Source organism: Candidatus Thalassolituus haligoni (assembly GCF_041222825.1).
In the GTDB taxonomy this organism is placed as follows: Bacteria; Pseudomonadota; Gammaproteobacteria; order Pseudomonadales; family Oceanobacteraceae; genus Oceanobacter; species Oceanobacter antarcticus.
Genome location: NZ_CP139482.1, coordinates 3,681,169 through 3,700,616 on the forward strand (window position 1 = coordinate 3,681,169; position 19,448 = coordinate 3,700,616).

The 19,448-nt window shown below is 57.1% G+C and carries 8 protein-coding genes; all 8 read right to left on the reverse strand.

Annotated elements, in window-relative coordinates; translation table 11 throughout:
• Positions 1-111 precede the first annotated feature (111 nt).
• Positions 112-1,335 (reverse strand): elongation factor Tu, encoded by a 1,224-nt coding sequence (gene tuf, locus SOJ49_RS16605; protein ID WP_369855604.1) that lies wholly within the window; start codon positions 1,333-1,335, stop codon positions 112-114.
• Positions 1,336-1,364: 29 nt separating this feature from the next.
• Positions 1,365-3,467, reverse strand: coding sequence for an elongation factor G (fusA, locus tag SOJ49_RS16610; protein WP_369855605.1), 2,103 nt, complete (start codon positions 3,465-3,467; stop codon positions 1,365-1,367).
• Positions 3,468-3,486: 19 nt separating this feature from the next.
• Positions 3,487-3,957 carry a 30S ribosomal protein S7 gene (gene rpsG, locus SOJ49_RS16615; RefSeq protein WP_369855606.1) on the reverse strand — a complete coding sequence of 157 codons (471 nt, stop codon included), beginning with the start codon at positions 3,955-3,957 and terminating at the stop codon, positions 3,487-3,489.
• A 102-nt stretch (positions 3,958-4,059) separates the two neighbouring features.
• A complete protein-coding gene (gene rpsL / locus SOJ49_RS16620) occupies positions 4,060-4,434 on the reverse strand; it encodes a 30S ribosomal protein S12 (protein WP_369855607.1) in 375 nt (124 codons plus the stop codon).
• Positions 4,435-4,546: 112 nt separating this feature from the next.
• Complete coding sequence (locus SOJ49_RS16625) at positions 4,547-6,001, reverse strand: cytochrome-c peroxidase (protein WP_369855608.1); 1,455 nt, start codon at positions 5,999-6,001, stop codon at positions 4,547-4,549.
• On the reverse strand, positions 5,991-17,645 hold the full coding sequence (locus SOJ49_RS16630; RefSeq protein ID WP_369855609.1) for a carboxypeptidase regulatory-like domain-containing protein: 11,655 nt from the start codon (positions 17,643-17,645) through the stop codon (positions 5,991-5,993). Before SOJ49_RS16630 ends, SOJ49_RS16625 begins: the two co-directional genes overlap by 11 nt.
• 30 nt (positions 17,646-17,675) lie before the next feature.
• The gene (locus SOJ49_RS16635; protein WP_369855610.1) at positions 17,676-18,635 is read right to left on the reverse strand and encodes a hypothetical protein; all 960 of its coding nucleotides are present in this window, start codon (positions 18,633-18,635) and stop codon (positions 17,676-17,678) included.
• A gap of 5 nt (positions 18,636-18,640) precedes the next feature.
• Positions 18,641-19,438 (reverse strand): DsbA family protein, encoded by a 798-nt coding sequence (locus SOJ49_RS16640; protein WP_369855611.1) that lies wholly within the window; start codon positions 19,436-19,438, stop codon positions 18,641-18,643.
• Between the last annotated feature and the right edge of the window lie 10 nt (positions 19,439-19,448).

Sequence of the window (19,448 nt, forward strand, 5' to 3'; positions counted from 1 at the left end):
ATGCCACAAAGCTGTGGTGAAGACAGGGATATTTTTTGGGAGGGAGAAAAAGCCCCGACTGAGCGGGGCTTTTTTGATCTGGGCCGAATAACTCAGCCCCGACGTTTGGTCTTACTCGACGATCTTGGCTACAACGCCAGCACCAACGGTACGGCCACCTTCACGAATCGCGAAGCGCAGACCTTCATCCATCGCAATCGGCGCGATCAGGGTAATGGTCAGCTGAACGTTGTCACCTGGCATGACCATTTCCACGCCTTCTGGCAGTTCACACGCACCGGTGACGTCGGTGGTACGGAAGTAAAACTGGGGACGGTAACCTTTGAAGAATGGGGTATGACGACCACCTTCATCTTTACCCAGTACGTAAACTTCGGATTCGAACTTGGTGTGAGGGGTGATAGAACCTGGCTTCGCCAGTACCTGCCCACGTTCGACTTCGTCACGCTTGGTACCACGCAGCAGAACGCCGACGTTTTCACCCGCACGGCCTTCGTCCAGAATCTTGCGGAACATTTCAACACCGGTACAGATGGTCTTGATGGTGTCCTTGATGCCGATAATGGCGACTTCTTCACCAGTACGGACGATACCGCGCTCAACACGACCGGTAACAACGGTACCACGACCCTGAATCGAGAAAACGTCTTCGATCGGCATAATGAAAGCACCGTCAATCGCACGCTCTGGCTCAGGAATGTAGCTGTCCAGGGTTTCTACCAGCTTACGTACTGCGGTAGTTCCCATTTCGTTGTCATCTTCTCCATTCAGGGCCATCAGCGCTGAACCTGGGATGATGGGGGTGTCGTCACCGGGGAAGTCGTATTCAGACAGCAGGTCACGCAATTCCATTTCGACCAGTTCCAGCATCTCTGCGTATTCTTCTGAGTCTGCGCCACCGCAGTCTTCAGCCAGCAGGTCGGCCTTGTTCAGGAATACCAGGATGTAAGGGACACCCACCTGACGGGACAGCAGGATGTGTTCACGAGTCTGCGGCATTGGGCCGTCAGTCGAACCACATACCAGGATCGCACCGTCCATCTGCGCAGCACCGGTGATCATGTTTTTCACATAATCCGCGTGTCCTGGGCAATCTACGTGCGCGTAGTGACGGTTTGGAGATTCGTACTCAACGTGAGAAGTTGAGATGGTGATACCGCGCTCACGCTCTTCTGGTGCGTTGTCGATACCGTCGAATGCAACGGCTGCGCCGCCCCATACTTCAGCACATACGCGAGTCAGAGCCGCAGTCAGAGTGGTTTTACCATGGTCAACGTGACCAATAGTACCTACGTTTACGTGGGGTTTGGAACGTTCAAACGTTGCCTTAGCCATAGAACACCTCGTTCAATATCTTTAACTGATTAAGCTTTTCTCATTACTGCTTCAGCAACACTTGCAGGCGCTTCCGCATATTTCTCAAATTCCATGGAATAGGTAGCACGCCCCTGGGTTGCAGAACGCAGGTCAGTTGCATAACCAAACATTTCTGCCAGTGGCACAGACGCATTCACCACCTTGCCAGATGGCGAGTCGTCCATTCCTGAAATCAGACCTCGGCGACGGTTCAGGTCGCCCACCACATCACCCATATAATCTTCAGGGGTAACAACTTCAACTTTCATCGTCGGCTCAAGCAAAACTGCACTGCCTTTTTCTGAAAGTTGTTTGGTTGCTTGTGAGGCGGCAATTTTAAACGCCATCTCGTTAGAGTCAACGTCATGAAAAGAACCATCGTAAAGAGTCGCCTTAAGACCGAGTAACGGATAACCCGCCAGCACCCCGTTCTTCATTTGCTCCTCGATACCTTTCTGTACCGCCGGGATGTATTCACGCGGAATGGCACCCCCAACAACATCATTCACAAATTCAAGCTGATCAGCATCAGCCTCGGCCGCAGGCTCAAAGCGGATGACGACATGACCATACTGTCCGCGTCCGCCGGACTGCTTGACGTACTTGTGATTGATTTCGACGGTAGCGGTAATTTTTTCGCGATAAGCAACCTGTGGCTTACCGACATTACATTCAACGTTAAATTCGCGGCGCATACGATCGACGATAATATCCAGGTGTAATTCACCCATACCGGAAATAATGGTCTGCCCGGTTTCTTCGTCAGTCTCAACGCGAAACGACGGATCTTCCTGGGCCAGCTTGCCCAGCGCCACACCCATCTTTTCCTGATCCGCCTTGGATCTCGGCTCAACCGCTACAGAAATAACGGGATCCGGAAACTCCATGCGCTCCAGCGTGATGATGTTATTCATATCACACAGGGTTTCCCCCGTCGTAACATCTTTCAGACCAACCAGCGCAACAATATCGCCTGCCCGGACTTCTTTGACCTCTTCCCGACTATTGGCATGCATCTGCACCATGCGACCAACACGCTCGCGGCGTGATTTGACCGGGTTGTACACACCATCACCGGAATTCAATACACCGGAATAGACCCTGACAAACGTCAGCGTGCCGACAAAGGGGTCGGTAGCAATCTTGAATGCCAGCGCAGAAAATGGCTCGTCATCGGCTGAACGCCGAACTCCGGCAGAGCCTTCGGCATCATCCAACACACCTTCAATCGCTTTCACTTCCGTCGGTGACGGCAAAAAATCGATCACGGCGTCCAGAACGGCCTGCACACCTTTGTTTTTAAAGGCAGATCCGCAGGTCACCAGCACAGCCTTGTTCGCCAGCGTCGCAGCTCGCAAACCAGACTTGAGGTCGGCTTCAGATAATTCACCTTCTTCCAGGTACTTATCCATCAATTCATCGGAAGCATCCGCTGCAGCTTCGAGCATCCGCTCGCGCCATTCAGCTGCTTTCTCTTCCAGTTCCGACGGAATCTCCTCATAGGTGAAAGTCATGCCCTGATCTGATTCGTTCCACATAATGGCTTTCATCTTGATCAGATCAACAACACCTTTGAAGTTTTCTTCACTGCCTATATTTATCTGAATAGGCACAGCATTGGCCCCGAGCCGGCTTTTCAGCTGCTCGACTACCATAAAAAAATCTGCCCCGGCACGATCCATCTTATTGACGAACACCATGCGAGGAACTTCGTATTTATTGGCTTGACGCCATACAGTTTCTGTTTGTGGCTGCACACCGGACGAGCCACAAAGGACGACAACAGCGCCGTCGAGTACACGCAAGGAACGCTCTACCTCAATGGTAAAGTCCACGTGCCCCGGGGTATCAATAATGTTGATACGGTGCTGCTCATATTGCTGCGCCATACCTGACCAGAAACAGGTCGTAGCAGCCGAGGTAATGGTAATCCCTCGCTCCTGCTCCTGCTCCATCCAGTCCATCGTTGCTGCACCGTCGTGCACCTCACCAATTTTGTGAGACACGCCGGTATAGAAAAGTACACGCTCAGTTGTTGTCGTTTTACCAGCATCCACGTGTGCGCAGATGCCAATGTTACGATAACGGTCAATAGGGGTTGTGCGTGCCACTGCGTCGTCCTCGGATCAATTAAAAGCGATAGTGAGAGAAAGCCTTGTTGGCTTCTGCCATGCGATGCACGTCTTCACGCTTTTTAACCGCTGAACCTTTACCTTCAGCAGCGTCCATCATTTCGTTTGCCAGACGCTGAGCCATGGATTTTTCACCACGGGAACGTGCAGCGTCTACCAGCCAGCGCATGGCCAGGGCATTACGACGGGCAGGACGAACTTCAACAGGAACCTGGTAAGTCGCACCACCCACACGGCGGCTTTTAACTTCTACCATAGGCTGGATGGCTTCCAGAGCTTTTTCGAACAACTCCAGCGGATCGCCACCTTGCTTTGATGCCATGGAATCCAGAGCGCCGTAAACAATCTTTTCAGCGACGGATTTTTTACCACTAACCATGACATGGTTCATAAATTTAGCCAGTGTAACATTCCCGAACTTGGGATCTGGCAGGATTTCGCGCTTCGCAGCAACGCGTCTTCTTGGCATGATAAGCCCTCTTAGGTCTTCAGGTCAGTCTGTGCATCAAAGTTGAGCACAGCCTTACTCTTATCTAAAACGAGTAAGCATCAAGGATTATTCCAGCTGGAATCAACCCTTAGGACGCTTGGCACCGTACTTAGAACGTGCTTGTTTACGATTCGCAACACCGGAGGTGTCCAGAGAACCACGTACAGTGTGATAACGCACACCTGGCAAATCCTTTACACGACCGCCACGAATCAGAACAACACTGTGTTCTTGCAAGTTGTGACCTTCACCACCAATGTAGGAAGTCACTTCAAAACCATTCGTCAAACGCACACGGCATACTTTACGCAGTGCCGAGTTTGGTTTTTTCGGCGTGGTAGTGTACACACGGGTACATACGCCACGACGCTGAGGACATGCCTGCAATGCAGGAACATCACTCTTAACCACTTTGCGTTTACGAGGCTTACGAACCAACTGGTTGATTGTAGCCATTTAGCAAACTCCAAACGTTATAGAAAACATACCCCTTCAATTGAGGTACAATAAAAGGGGCGGAGATAGTAATCTCACGCACTGGTCAGGTCAAGTATTAGACAGCCCAATATTACCCGGCGGTGCTGATATCGAGCCCTATCAGACTGCCGCCCGGATTGGCATCGCCGGTATTGGGTAGCCAGGGGTTCAGGCAGCGGGAAGATTCAACGCATGGATCGGTCAGCGCGGTCATGAATGCCATTAAATCCTCAATCTGCTGATCACTCAGGCGAGCATCCTGCAGGATTGCATTACCTTGCTGGCGCAACATCGTCAGTTGTGCCAGCGCATTATTGCTGAATTCCCGGCTGTGCGGGTGCACCAACCCGGACTGACGTTGACTCAGGGCATCAAAATCAAAGCTGGCGACACTCTGTTGAGGATCAAGATGATGACGAATCATGGCCTCCAAGCTGTCAAACACGCCCGAGTGACCATACGGAGCGGTATGTTCAATGTTGATCAGGGATGGCGTCCGGAAGGCGTAACGATCGTCATAGATGCCGGTGCGCAGGAAACGCCCGGTGTCTTCTTCATTTATATCCTTGCCAATTCCCGCATGGGGCACAGCCAGCACATGGAACTCCTCATCACTCAGCAAGGCGCCCTGATGGCAAGCGACACAGCCGCCTCCGCCCTGCTCTACCGGCGTATGAAATACCACAGCACCGGCTTTTTGCCGCTGTGACAGCGCCGCTTGATCCCCCAGCAGATAGCGATTCCAGGGCGTGTCCATAAACACCTGGCTTTGCTCGTAGGCGGACAGCAGGTTTTGCACCCGCTCGAAATCCAGCAGCTCGTCCAGCGGGCGCGAGGCCTCCTGCGGATACAACTGCAGAAACAGCTGATCCCAACTGTTGTCACCCCGACCCGCAAGGCGATCCCGCTCAACATCCGCCACCAGGTTCTCGACCAGTACGCGACGGATACGCTGGTTACTGGCGGTTTCGTTAAAGGTAGAGCGCATCTCATGTTCGGAAGTCACCGGAAATCCCGCCTGGGCACCAATCAGGCTGGATACCGTGCTGTCGATATCGCCATAACGCACGTCCGGCGTACTGATTCCCGACGTTGTGTGCGCCGCCGTCGAGTGCTGCAAGCGTTCAATCCGGCCGTCATAAAACATCCGTCGTTGCCACAGCGAGGAATTGAAGGTGGTGGGAGAGTTACGTGGCACCAGCGGCTTGCTGTTTCCCTGGCGCTCCCTGCCAAGGACGTTGCGATCAATCGCCCCTACTCCAATAGGCAACGGCAGCTGATCACCACCTGCCATCATCGGGTGATGGCAGGTAACACAGGCAACGTCATCGCTGCCCGACAACGAGGTCGAGAAAAACAGCAATTTCCCCAGCCGTGCTTCTGCTGAATGAATATCCACCGCGGCCGTGAATTGCTGCCCTTCGATGCCGTGATAATCGATCCAGTACTGCAACTGACTGTCGAGTGTTGGCGAGCGCTCACCACACCCCCACAGCAGCATCAGCAAAGCGCTGATGCCAATCCCCCGGAGACAGTCAGAATACATCGCCACCCCCGGCCGGTTCATCAGTCACAGGCAGATCAGAGCCGGACTCCGGTGCCGTGTATCGCACCGAGGTATCGTGACGGTAGTGACAGGCGTCCACGACCCGGCGGATAAAGTCCCCACGCTCGGCATCGTCACTGATGGCCTCCACCGGGAAGCCGGTGAAGACACCCAGATGAGTGCCGCTGTCGTACATCACCGCCGCATTGTGTTCACTGTAGCGGAAGATCACTTCAGCGCTGGCCGGGGTAATGGTGTCACCGTAGTTCTGACGGGTGAATTGCAGCAAAACCGACTGTTCTTGCGGATACAGGCTGCCAGTCGCCGTCACCGTCAGGCTGCTGCCGCTGTCACCCATATCCGACCCCACTGCGGCGACGCCCATGAAGTCCGTCAACAGGTAGGTGAGACCTTGCGAGTAAACATGATCCTGACTGCTGAACAAGGCACAGCCGCCACCGTTCAGATAACTGCCCAGCAGTAATTCCTGATCATCACTCAGATAGCCATAAGTACCATTGGTCCACAACACCAGCTTGTAGGCCGTCAGCTGGTCGCGCAGATCATCGATCAACCCGGATTGCATGGATGTTTCCAGCTCACTGCCCATCATCACCTGATAGTCCAGCGATGCCGCCGTAAGGGCATTCACCAACGCCAGCTCAATGCCCTCTTCGTCACCAACATCCACCACTACCAGCACGTCAATGCGTTCGGTGCGGGTCGGGTCCAACGGCATTTCATCGCTGGCATCGTCAACGCCATCCCCGTCGCTATCGGCCAGTGTCGGGTTTGTGCCCAGCGCAAATTCCTGCGCGTTGGTCAGCCCGTCACCATCGCCGTCAAGGACTTGCTCGCCGGCCAGGTTGGGATCGAAACCATAGTCGACTTCAAAACCGTCGCCGAGGCCATCGCCGTCAGTGTCGCTATTGACTGGCGAGGTTTGCGTCACATCCAGCTCTTGTTGGTCGGACAAACCATCGTTGTCGCTGTCGGCCAGCCCTGGGTGTGTGCCCACGGTAAATTCCTGCAGGTTGGTCAGGCCATCAGAGTCGATATCCGTTGCAGCATCCTGGGCATCGTTGGGATCAAGGCCATAGAGGGCTTCAAAGCCGTCGGTCATGCCGTCAGCATCGGTGTCCGCCACGGTCGGATTGCTGCCCAAGCCAACTTCCTCACCATCACTGAGGCCATCAGCATCACTGTCGGACAGCAGCGGGTCGGTGCCGTGGCTGTTGATTTCCTCACCGTCAGCCAGGCCGTCACCATCACTGTCGGCGGCGACCGGTGACGTACCCAATGAGACTTCCAGCTGATCATCGAGTCCGTCTGCATCACTATCAGCCTGGGTTGGATTACTGCCAAGCCCCTGCTCGGTGAGGTTATCAAGTCCGTCGCCATCTGCATCTGCGGATTCATCACCAGCAACCAGCGGATCAAATCCCCACTGCACCTCAAAACCGTCGAGCAGGCCATCGCCGTCAGAGTCCGCCAGCGCCGAGTCGGTCCCCAGTGTGGCTTCGACATAATCCGGCAGGCCGTCGCTATCGCTGTCGATCACCATGTTGGGCATGGTTTGTTGCTGCGCCGCAGAAATACCGTCAAAGAAGGCCGACGGATTTTGCGCCAGATCCTGCATCAGGGCTTCCAGTACCGAGACGTCGGTATCGGCCGCCACCAGGTGCATCAGGTTGACCGTTTCGCCCGGTGCCAGCGTCAGCCTGTATTCAACATAGAACTCCATCGAACTCTGGCTGATCGCATCCGGTTCCAGACCTGCCGCCGTGCGCCACATAAAGGCCGCCTGATAACCATTGGCAAGCATCTGGGTGCGCGCCCACTGGTGTTGCCGGTCCAGCTCTGAACTGCCATCGTCAGCAACCATCGCGGTGGCGGAAGCGGATGGCAGATAGAAGTGCAGTCGCACCGGCAGCAGCAGCTGGCTGGTCGAAATGTTGGTAAAGGTATCGAGGTAACGAACATAACCACGGGTCGCTGATACCGTCACTGCACGATTCACCTCGACGCTGGTCGTTTCTTCCCAGGAGAAGAAGCTGCCAACAAAGTCGAGCTGGCTGTCACTCAGGCGCAGCGCTCGCGTATCCCATTGCAGATCGGAGTATTCGTTAAACAGCCGTGATGTATGACCGCCGTCCTCTCCAATGGAGTTGGCGTAGCCACCGGAATTAAACGTCCAGCTGTTGCCAGCGCCGTCCGTCAGGGTGTACGGCAACGCCACCGAGATACTGGAGTTGGCATCAAGCGGGTCTGAACCACCCTCAACTTCAAGGCCATCACTATCGCCGTCACCATCGCTATCGCTGTCCAGCGGATTGGTACCCAGGCTGACTTCATCGCCGTCATTGAGGCCATCGGCATCGGTATCAAGATTGTCGAAATCGGTTCCCTGAGCGATCTCCTCAAGATTGCTCAAGCCGTCACCATCGGGATCGGCAGCGGCATCGTCCGGGTCCAACGGATTGAATCCAAGGCTGACTTCGGTAGCGTCATCCAAGCCATCGGCATCGCTGTCGGCCGCATTCGGGTTCAGCCCAAGGGAATCTTCCACACCGTCATTGAGGCCATCGGCATCGCTATCTGCCAACAGTGGCGAACTGCCAAAGGTGTCGACTTCATAGCCGTCGGACAGGCCATCGCCATCGCTGTCGCCCAGCAATGGGTCTGTGCCGGCGCTGATTTCAGCGCCATCGTCCAGGCCGTCGCCATCAGTATCGGCATTGTTCTCCAGCGTACCTGCCAGCATCTCATCGGCAGCGCTGAGGCCGTCGCCGTCAAAGTCGGCGGTTGGATAATTGGCCAGCAGCGGATCCAGTCCGGATTCGTACTCGAAACGATCACCAAGGCCATCGTTGTCGCTATCGGTCGACGCGGTGCTGGTGCCAATCGCCACTTCAATCGGGTCAGGCAAACCATCGCCGTCGGCGTCCATTCCCAGGTTCACCACTGACGACAGCTTCTCCAGGCTGAGGTCGCCAATCCAGTTGCTGTCCAGCTGCACCATCTCAGCCAGCAGGTTGGCTGTGTCCGTCTGCGTAGTGCCCAGCGCAACAAAGTGCATGATGGATACCTGCGAATGGGCAGGCACAGTGACATCCCAATAGAAGTCGAGGTCGTCACCGGCAAAGGTGGAATCCGCTGGCATCACCGGCGCACTGTCATCCGACCACAGGAAAGCGGAGGCCTTGCGGCCCGAGCCATCGCTGTCGTCGAAGATAGCGTAGTGATCGGCAGCACTGAGGGTGCTGGTATCGGTTCCACTCGACTTGCTCACCAGTGTCGACGAGCTGTCGTAGTTGAAGTCGGTATCCAGCCACACCTGCAGGGTAACGTCAGTGTCGCTGTTGTTATGCAGCTGTTCTACGTAGCGGATCATAGGTTTCAGCGTCGACACATGAATGTGGCGCTCAACCCGCAGGGTAACCGCCGTTGACGTCACGGCGTCATTCACGGTGATGTCGTCTTCCAGCAGCCACAAATCGTCGCGCTCACGCACCGCACGGTAGTCACTGTCGTTGAAGAGCGAGCCGTTCAGCTTGAGGTAGAAGCCTGGATCGAACACATAGTGGCCGTAGTTGATGGTGCCGTAACTGGAGACATTCCACTCGTTGCTGTCACTGTCAAACAGACTGCCGGACAGTCCCACGGTCACGCTCGATTGCGGATCGTTCGGATCGGTACCGGCCGCGACTTCAACACCATCGCTGTCGCCGTCGTAATCGGTATCGGCATTGGTTGGCGAGGTGTTGTAGCTGTTGTGCTCATCGCCATCGCTGAGACCATCACCATCGCTGTCGACATTGCCCGGGTCGGAACCCAGCGCAATTTCGTCGATATTGATCAGGCCGTCGCCGTCACTGTCGATGTTGGCATCGCTGGCATCGGCAGGATCAAGGCCATAGTTGGCTTCGTCTGCGTCATTGATGCCGTCACCATCGGTGTCGGCCAACAGCGGGTCAGCGCCCACCGCGGCTTCAGCGCCGTCGGCAAGGCCATCGTCGTCGCTATCACTGTCCAGCGGGTCGGTACCGAGGCTGACTTCGTCACCGTCCGACAGGTTGTCGTTGTCGCTATCGGCATCGTTGATACCGGTGCCCAGGCCCAGCTCATCAATATTGCTGACGCCGTCACCGTCGGCATCGCCGTTGGCGTCGGTCGGGTCCAGCGGATTCAGCGACTGCTGTACTTCCACCAGGTCGTTGATGCCATCGGCGTCGGTATCAGCCAGTAACGGGTCAGTGCCATGCAGATTGACTTCATCGCCGTCGTTGAGGCCATCACCATCGCTGTCGGCCACCGCCGGGTTGGTGCCAAGCAGTGCTTCCTGCTCATTGCTGAGGCCGTCCTGGTCGTCGTCGATGGTCAGCGCAAGGCTGTTGGTCTGGAAGCCGTCAACATCGATATACAGCTCACCACTGGCGAAACCGGCTGGCAGCTGTATCAGGATGACGCTCTTGGTCGAAGACACTGGTGTGATCGGCTGGCCATTCAGGTACACGGTGTTAACGGCAATTTCACCGCTGTCACTCGCTGACGGAATATCGGTGCCATCGGCAATCAGATAACGACCATAGACTCGCACGTTGGAGCCACTGGCTGCGTTTTGCGGATTCAGCTCCACCAGCACAGGTTCGGTTTCGGCTGGCAACAGCGTCACGCTGACCGCTGCCGAATCAGTGCTGTTGTCGCCATAGTCGGTTGCCACCGCCTGCACGATCACCTCGACCGCCTCATCCACGCTTGGCAGCGCTGAGGCCAGACTGTATGGCGCTTCGCTATCCAGCTGCTCATCCAGCACAGTGCCATCGGCGAGACTGGTACGCAGGGTGACGTCACGCACGGCAACGTCGTCGCTGGCCTCTGCCAGGGAGATCAGTGAGTCGAGGCCGAACAGCACGGTTTTGGGTAGGATTTCGACCACCTTGCTGGCGTCCGAAACCTCTGTTGCAACACCACTAGTAGCATCGGCAATTTGCTCCAGCACTGTGCCATCGGCGCCACCACCTACCGCAAAGGTATTGACGATGATACCGGCGTTAATGGCGGTGCTGACGCTTGCGGTCGGGTAAGCGGCCGAGCCGTCCGACATGAACAGCAGCACCGCCGAGGCCTTGGGTCGTGAGCGGGCACCCATGACTTCGGTTATGGAGGCATTCATGGCGTTGGTGAAATTGGTGCCACCGGAGGCACCAGAGGCCAGAATCTGGTCGAGTGCCAGGTCCACGGCTTCAAAGTCGTCCGACAGGCCAGACACCACCACCGCCGAGCTGGAGAAGTCGACAACAGCAACACGGGTGGTCAGCGGGTTGAGGAAGTTCAGCAGTTGCTTGGAAGCAAATACCTCGGCTGCCAGAATGCTGTCGGCCGAACCATCACCATCCACGTCGGCACCGGAGCTGCTGCCTGCACTACCCGAGGTGTCGATCACAATCACCACGTCGCTTTCACCCAGGGTCACGATGCTGCCATCATTGGGGGCGGTAATCGCTACTTGTGGTGCAATCAGGTCGTCGACCCGGTTGAGTGTCAGCAACTCACTGGTGGACTGGTTGATGCTGTCGACGGCGGTGGCCGTCAATTGAATGGTTTCGCCACCACTGCCGGATGGCAGTCGGTATTCCAGTTCATAAGGGGCAGCGTCGACCGAGCCAATCAAGCTGCCATTGAGATAGAAATCGACGCGCAGTAGGGCGATATCGTCGGCCGCATTGACCGCCAGAGTTTTCAGCTCACCTTCAACCCAGTTGTCGTTCATGGCTGGCGCATTCCAGCTCACGGCAGGAGGAAGATTTTCTTCGATCAGCAAGTCCAGAGCGGCGCTGTCAGACGTTTGCCCCAGGGTATCGTAGGCACGCGCCACCAGCGTTAACGGATTTTCAACACTGTCGAGCAGTGGCATATCGAAATCAAAGCGATACGGCGAGGAAAAACGGGTGGTCAGCAGCTCTCCATCGGCATACAGCTCGACCTTGGCCAGTCCCATATCATCGCTGGCGTCGACCGTCACACTGACCGCCATTCCTTCCAGGAAACCACTGCCTGCCGCCGGAGTATCGGCAGCCCAGCTCACCGTCGGAGCCTGGTCTTCTTCAATTTGCAGCGTCAGGGTCGCACTGGCGGTGTTGCCAGCAATGTCTTCGGCCCGTAGCATCAGCGTTTCGGCTATGCCACCGGCGGCATAGTCATCGGCAATTGCCCAGTTGCCGGAATCACTGCCGCTGTGGCTGTTGATCAGCTCGCCATTGACCAGCAGATCGATTTTGCGCAAGGCGGTGTTGTCCGACGCTTCAAATCTGTAGTTGACGGACTGGCCTTCAATAAAGCTGCTGCCACTGGCTGGGGTCAGCCAGCTGACCTGCGGTGGTTCTTCGTCGTCAACAATGGTGATGGTGCGTTGCACTGTCACCCGGTTGGCGCCCTTGTCGAGCACTTCGGCAGCAACCACGACCTCACCCGGCTCATGGTCTGCCAGGAAAGTGAACTGGAACGGCGCACTGTAGTCGCGACCGAGATAGTTGCCAGCCAGATAGAAGTCGACCTGCTTGATGCCGTAGTCATCACTGATCTCCAGCGCCGTGGTGACCGAGCTGCCTTCAATAAAGCTGGCATTGTCGACCGGTGCTGTCATCGTTGCCGTGGGCGCCATGTCGCGGGCCAGGGTGACATTGACGGCTTGCTGCTGGTCGTGGCTGGCCAGAGTGCCTTGCTCAATGCTTTGCAGTTCGGCGTTGTTGGGGTTGGTAACCTCAACCTGCCAGTCTCCCACTGGCACATTATTAATCTGCACCCAGCCTTGGCCGGAGGTGCTACCAGCGCTGAGCCAGCGAGTGCCGCGTAGCTCGGTCTGATAGCGCACCCGGACCAGACTGCCAATGGTTTCGTCATCGTAGCCCACCGTAACCAGTAACTGGCCAACCGGCGTCAGCCCGAAGTTCTGAACTACACCTTCGCCGTCACCAACAGTGATGGCGTATTCAATCGTATTGCCAACGTTCGGGTCCGTCATGGTCACCTGATAATCCCCCAGCGGCACGTCGAGGAACTCGTAGTAGCCTGCGGAATCGGTGCGAATCTGGCGCTCGAAGCCAGCGCTCAACAGATTCACGGTGACACCCGCCTCCACTGTGCCGGCACCGTTGGTGACAACGCCCGATACCGAGTTCACCTGGGCCAGGGTGATGTCGCGCACCAGTTGCTGGTTGGCAACCAGTTGTACATCCACCGAGCCACCAATGGACGTGCCGTTGGGGTCTGGCAAGGTCGCGATCAGGTTATAGGCGCCAGGCAACAGGCCGTTGAAAACAAACTGGCCGTCTTCGTCAATGCCGGTCTTGATGGCACTGTTAAGGGTTTCCCCCATCAGCTCGACGTAGCCGTAACTGGCCACCACGCCGTCGTAACGGCGCACCGTACCGCTGATCTTGCCGGTATCCGAAAAGATCAGGTTGGCGACAGCATGACCTTCACTGTCGAACGCACTGGCCGGGAAATCAAACTGCATTCGGGTACTGGTTTGCGGGTGCGATGCCGTCAGGCTGAAATCCGCATCCGGGATGTATCCTGCCGAGGCATCGTTGCGGTACTGACTCGCAAAGGCAAACTCGCCGTAGCTGTTGGAGCGCACGTCCCGCAGTCGGCGGAACAGCGGATGTTCACTCTGGTAGCGGACACTGGCGTTGGCAACGACTTCAGCGCCATCAAACTCCTGCACCTGACCACTGATGTGGTTGAGCAGTGCTGGCAGCGGTGCCAGTGCAGACACCTCCGGCACATTGAAGTTAACGATTTGTGCAGACTCTTGTGGCGACAACCAACGCAGCGCCTCAGGTGGCAACTGGCTGAGGCGATCAACGGTCGCCAGCGCTGCGGCGCGATCGGTCTGCTGCGAGATAAAGTGCATGATGGAGCGGGATTCGCCCGGATTCACCACCACCATCCATGACAGCCGCATGCGGTTCACACCGCCGGAAGAACCGGTCAGAAATTCGCCCGACACCGCCTGCACACCGGCACTTTCACCATCCAGAATGTGTACCACCGCAGGCTGGTTGCCGGATTCAAACGGGTCCTGATCCATGTCGTCATCGACCAGCACCCAGCGGTCTGCTTCACCACTGCTGATGTTGAGGAAACTGTCGCCGGAGGACGAGGTCACCACCGCCATTGGCACAGCCACCCGACGGGTAGTGCCGCTGACGTCGCGGTCGTAATTGGAAATCTGGTAGTGGCTGTCGAGTTGCAACTCGACGAGTTGCACTTCCTCGGTATTGTTGGCGACAGTTTCAATGGCACGGGCAAAATAGCCATCGCGCGGCACAAACAAACGGCGGGTAACCGTCATGCCAGCATCGAACACCTTGCGGATCGAGGTTTCCCGGCCGTCACTGATGACGCTTGGCACACCACTGTCGAAGGCAAACCGTTCACCGTCGATCAGCACATCCAGACGACCGGCGCCACGGAATACATCGCCGTCACCACGGAACACATTGCGGGTGCCATCACCAACACTGCCATCCCGGCGAACACCGTACGAGAATCCGTTGCCGTCGAAGAAGTTCTCCAGCTGCGAGGTGGAACCCGGCAACTGGTTTTCCAGCATCCCAATGTCGGCGCTGACCTCGGTGATATCCTCCGTCAGGGTGCCGCTGGCAGTACCGGCAAAGCGGTTGGTACTGTCGACAGCTTCAACACTGAAACCGGCCAGTGGAATGTCGCGCAGCAGATAGTTGCCGTAGGCATCGGTGGCGGTGGAGTCAGCATCACCGCCCGCCGAACTGGTGATCGATACCGGAATACCGGCCGCCAGTGACCCCGACGGCGTATACACCTGACCGCTGACCGAACCATTGCCAATCATGGTCATGTCGACCACCACAATTTCTCCGTTCTGGTGCAGCTCAATATCGCTGGCGCTGGCACGCTGGACATTGGATGAATCCATCACTCGCAGACGGTACGGCGACATGCCCAGCGGCTGCATGTTGAACTGGTATTTGCCATCCGAACCGGTCACCACCTCAAGGTTTGCAGGCAGCAACCTGACGGTCACATTGGACGCTGGCGTCACCGTATCGGCCTGGTACACGGTACCGCGAATATCTGCAGCCGCTTCCAGCGTCACCACGGCATCAATGTCTTCCCCGGCGTTCAGCTGGGTACTGAGATTGCCACCAAGACGACCAATGGCATCAAAGGCGGAGATGTGCAACGACCCCGCCAGTACGTTGGCAAACGAGGCAACACCACTGTCGTTGGTGACCAGCTGGTAGGTTGCCGCGCCCGAGATGGTCACATCGACACCGGGCACAGGTTTGCCGTTGAACGATTTCACCTGCACATCGACCTGACCCAGACCGTTCAATACCACGTCAGCAGTGAAGGTGGCGTTGGCAGCATCGACGTTGACGGCGGCCGAACCAATATCACCATTGGCGGTAGTTACCTTGACCGTACGTTTGCCCACCAGCACATTGTCGAAGCGATAGCTGCCGTCGGCGGCAGCAGTGGTTTGCTGGTCATCAAGACTGACGCTGGCCGCAGCAGCGATGCTGGCGTCGTGGTTGTACACCACACCGGTCACCGAGCTGGTCGGCGTCAGGGTCATATTGGCCTGCCGCTCCTCGCCATCCAGATCAATGGCGCCCTGGGCGCTGCCTGCCAGCCCGGTGGCGCTGTCACGCACCGACACCTGGAAGTCACCCACATAGACATTGGCAAAATGGAACACCCCCTGGCTGTCGGTAACTGTGGTCAGGGACTGGTCAAACAAGGAGGAACCACTCAGCTTGACCGCCATTTCGACCATCCGCGTGCCCGCAGACGACTCCACAAATCCGCTCACACTGCCAATGCCAAGGAACACCAGGTCAGCATTGTTAACCTGGGTTGTACCAGACAGCACCACGGTAGAACGGGCCCGTTGCAAACCGTCGCCAAAGGCTTCGATGGTGTATTCGCCAAGCGGTACAAATTCAAACTGATACTCACCAAAGGCATTGGTGGTGGTACTGGAGACATAGCCACCGCCTGAGCGGCTGAGGGTAACCTGACGGGCCTCGCCAGCACTGGTCAGTCCATCGGCCAGCAGCACCTTGCCCTTGATCGTTCCGTAGGCGCGCAACTGGATATTCAGTTCAAGGTTACCGCCATCAAGCAGCTGCCCTTCTCCAACACCGTACAGACCGGTGCGCGGGTCTTGCGCCACGATCGAAATGGTTCCCGCTGGCAGGTCTGCAAGCTGGAACATGCCCTGATAATCGGCATTACGATAACGCACCTCGTCACTGTCGCCAAGCCCAATGCTCAGGCGCGCATTGACGACCACCTCGCCACGAGGATTGGTGACGGTGCCATACACCTGGCCAAAAATGGCAGCCACTTCAATGTCACCGGCGTCGAGGTCTTCGCCCTCAACCGGTGTCAGCGACAGTGACACGCCGTCTTCAATCACACCGGCACGCACCACCCGGGCATTCAGCACGATCGAGCCATTAACTACCGGCACATTGTGGATAGTGAAACGGCCGTCCGCAGCGGACAGCGCCGAGAAGGTATCAAAGGCAACCACCGAGGCCGACATCACCGCTTCACCGGCGCTGTCAATCACCCGGCCATGGATATCAATGGTTGCATTCTGTACCGTCGGATCAAGGCCAAAGTGCACCTCGACCGCATCCGGAATGCCGTCGTTATCGGTATCGGCAGACAGTGGATCGGTGCCACGCAACACTTCCTCACCGTCAACCAGACCATCGGAATCACTGTCCGGATTCAACGGGTCGGTGCCCAGTGCGCCCTCGTCACCGTCGTTGATGGTGTCGCCATCGGTATCGGCATGCAGCGGCGAAGTACCAAGCAGATACTCTTCATAGTTGCTGAGGCCATCGCCATCGCGGTCAGCCTGACCATCGGCAGCCGAAGCCGGGTCGAGGCCGTTGCGGATTTCATATTCGTCCGGCATACCGTCAGAATCGGTGTCGACCGGGAAGAACACATCAAACTCAGTCGACGCCATCACCCCTTCGTGACGGGCCGATACAATCACATGACCGGAACGATTGGCGGTCACGACGCCATCTTCCGACACCGACACAACGTCTGAGGTCGTGGCATACACGGTGCCCTGACTGGCGGCCGTCAGATTGGATTGCGTGCCATCCGGCAATTGCGCCAGCGCGGTCAGCGACACCACCGGAGTGTTAACGTCGAGCTGGGTGGTGCTGACCTGCAAATCGAGCGATACCGGAATCGGGTGGAACTGGTCAAAGAAAATTTCCCCGACCGCGGTTTCACCATTGGGCACGCCGTATAGCAGTGCCGACTCGCCATAAACAATATCGCCGTCGTAATCGCAAATTGCCCGCGCCCGGTAGGGCACATTGGTCGACAACGGCGTCAGCAAGGTGAAAGAGCCATCTTCCTGCACCTGTGCCGAGCCATTGAGAATATTAATGGTGCAGCGTTCATCCAGCTGGGGGATCACACTGATGTAGGTGAAAGCATTGCCTTCGCTATCAGTGCCCTCTTCTGCTGCCTGCAGCCATGGCGAAGCAAAGCCCGCCAATAACAGCAACACGCCCAGCAAGTACCGCAGCGATGTTGACCAACCGTGTATCACGTTCATGACTTAACCTCTTCCTGAGCGATGGCGAAACTAGTGTCCATTGGTTTTCTGAATAAGGTGCTGAATACCCGACTTGAGCGCGTCGGATGGAGTTTGACGTTGCAGCAATTTGAGCTGCGGCAGATACGGGCGAAGCGCCGATCCATAACCGGACAAGGCCGACACAATGGCCAGCTGCAAGGGTTCCGCAGACTGGATCAGCAGCTGGAACCGCAACGCAGGCAAGGCTTCTGCTGGAGTCAGCAAAGCCAACGCCCGGGCACTGGCGATTTGCTCGTCACTGCGGCCCGCAGCCAGCATCCGTATCAGATCCGATACCGTCGACAGTCGCTGTTGCAACGGCGCTTCGCCGCTATATCGGCCGTGCAATTGCCGTATCCACAGCTGTCGCAGTGCCGCCGGAGCCAACCAGCCAATGCCGTTCTGTTGCTGTTGTACGCCGCGATACATGGCCAGCAGATCCTGCTCTGACTGACAGGCGGCAGGGGCTGTGGTGCTGGCGCTGACCAGCGCCGCCAGCAGCTGTTCTTCAAGTGCTGTCAGCTGCCATTGCAAGGCAGCACCACGCTTGAACCACAAGCGGCAGAGGTTCAGGTAGTCGTTCGCCATGGCGTCAGCGGCCAAATAGGTGTGCTGATACCAGCCCGGAATGTCGCGCCAATTGCCAACGCCATGTACCGCAGCCAGCAGTTCGGCGTACTGGATCAACCGCGTCTCCGCAATGGCGCTGTCGTCGGCCTGGCCGTTGATATCCACCTCAGCCAATCGCCCGGCCAGCCAGCCCGACAGGTCTTCGCTGTCGAACACTTCCGCAGGCAGAGACTGTTGTTGCAGCTCGCCAATGACTGACGCCAGCTGCCCCGCAGACAGCTCGCCATCGTGCCACTGCCAGCGATCCGATAACGGCTGTGCCAGCCCGATGCAGCGCAGCAACACCACAAGCGCAGCCAGGGCAACCAGCACGGCAGCAATACCGAACACACGTTTCATCGTGATCAGGCCCCCTGGTTAAACACTTGCTGCAAGGCTTCGTCGAAGCGTGCCAGCGACTGGGCACCGGAAACGGAAACAAAATCGACCAGATCATCACCATCAACCCGTCCGATCAGAAAGCGAGGTGTGCCAGAAACCCCCAGCCGCACCGCTTCGGAAACATCCTTGCGCAGATCCGTCAGCTGTGACGGCTCGTTGAAGCAGCTTTCAAAGGCGTCGGCCTGCAAGCCGATCCCGGCGGCAAGTCCGTCATAAATGGAGGACGACAGGCTGCGGGTGTTTTCCAGCAGCGCGTTATGCATGGCTTCAAACTGGCCCTGTTCTGCTGCGCAACGGGCAGCGATGGCGGCATTCTCAGCCTGGGCATGAAATTCCAGTGGGAAATCCTTGACCACGTACTGCACCAGCCCGCTGTCAATGTATTTGCGCTTCAACGTTGGCAGTGTCTGGCTGGAGTGACGCACGCAGTAAGGGCACTGGTAGTCCATAAACTCAACAATGGCGTACTCGACATCGTCACTGCCCAGACGCTGGCGGGTGTCGCTCAGTCCCAGCGCCAGACGGCGCGGTTGCTGGGCCTGCGGAGCAGCGGCGGCGGCTGGTATCGCGGCCACCTGCTGTTGCAGTCGCACGACTTCGGCAGTCAGCTGTTGCAACTGCTGATTGATCTGCTCCAGATGGGCGTCTTTTGCCGAATCAGCGACAGCGGCCGGAGCAACGTCTGCTGCCTTGTGCTGGTCTTGGCAACCGGCCAGCAGCAACGCCAGTACAGCGGTCAGGGTGAGGGAAATCAGCTTCATGGCGGTATCC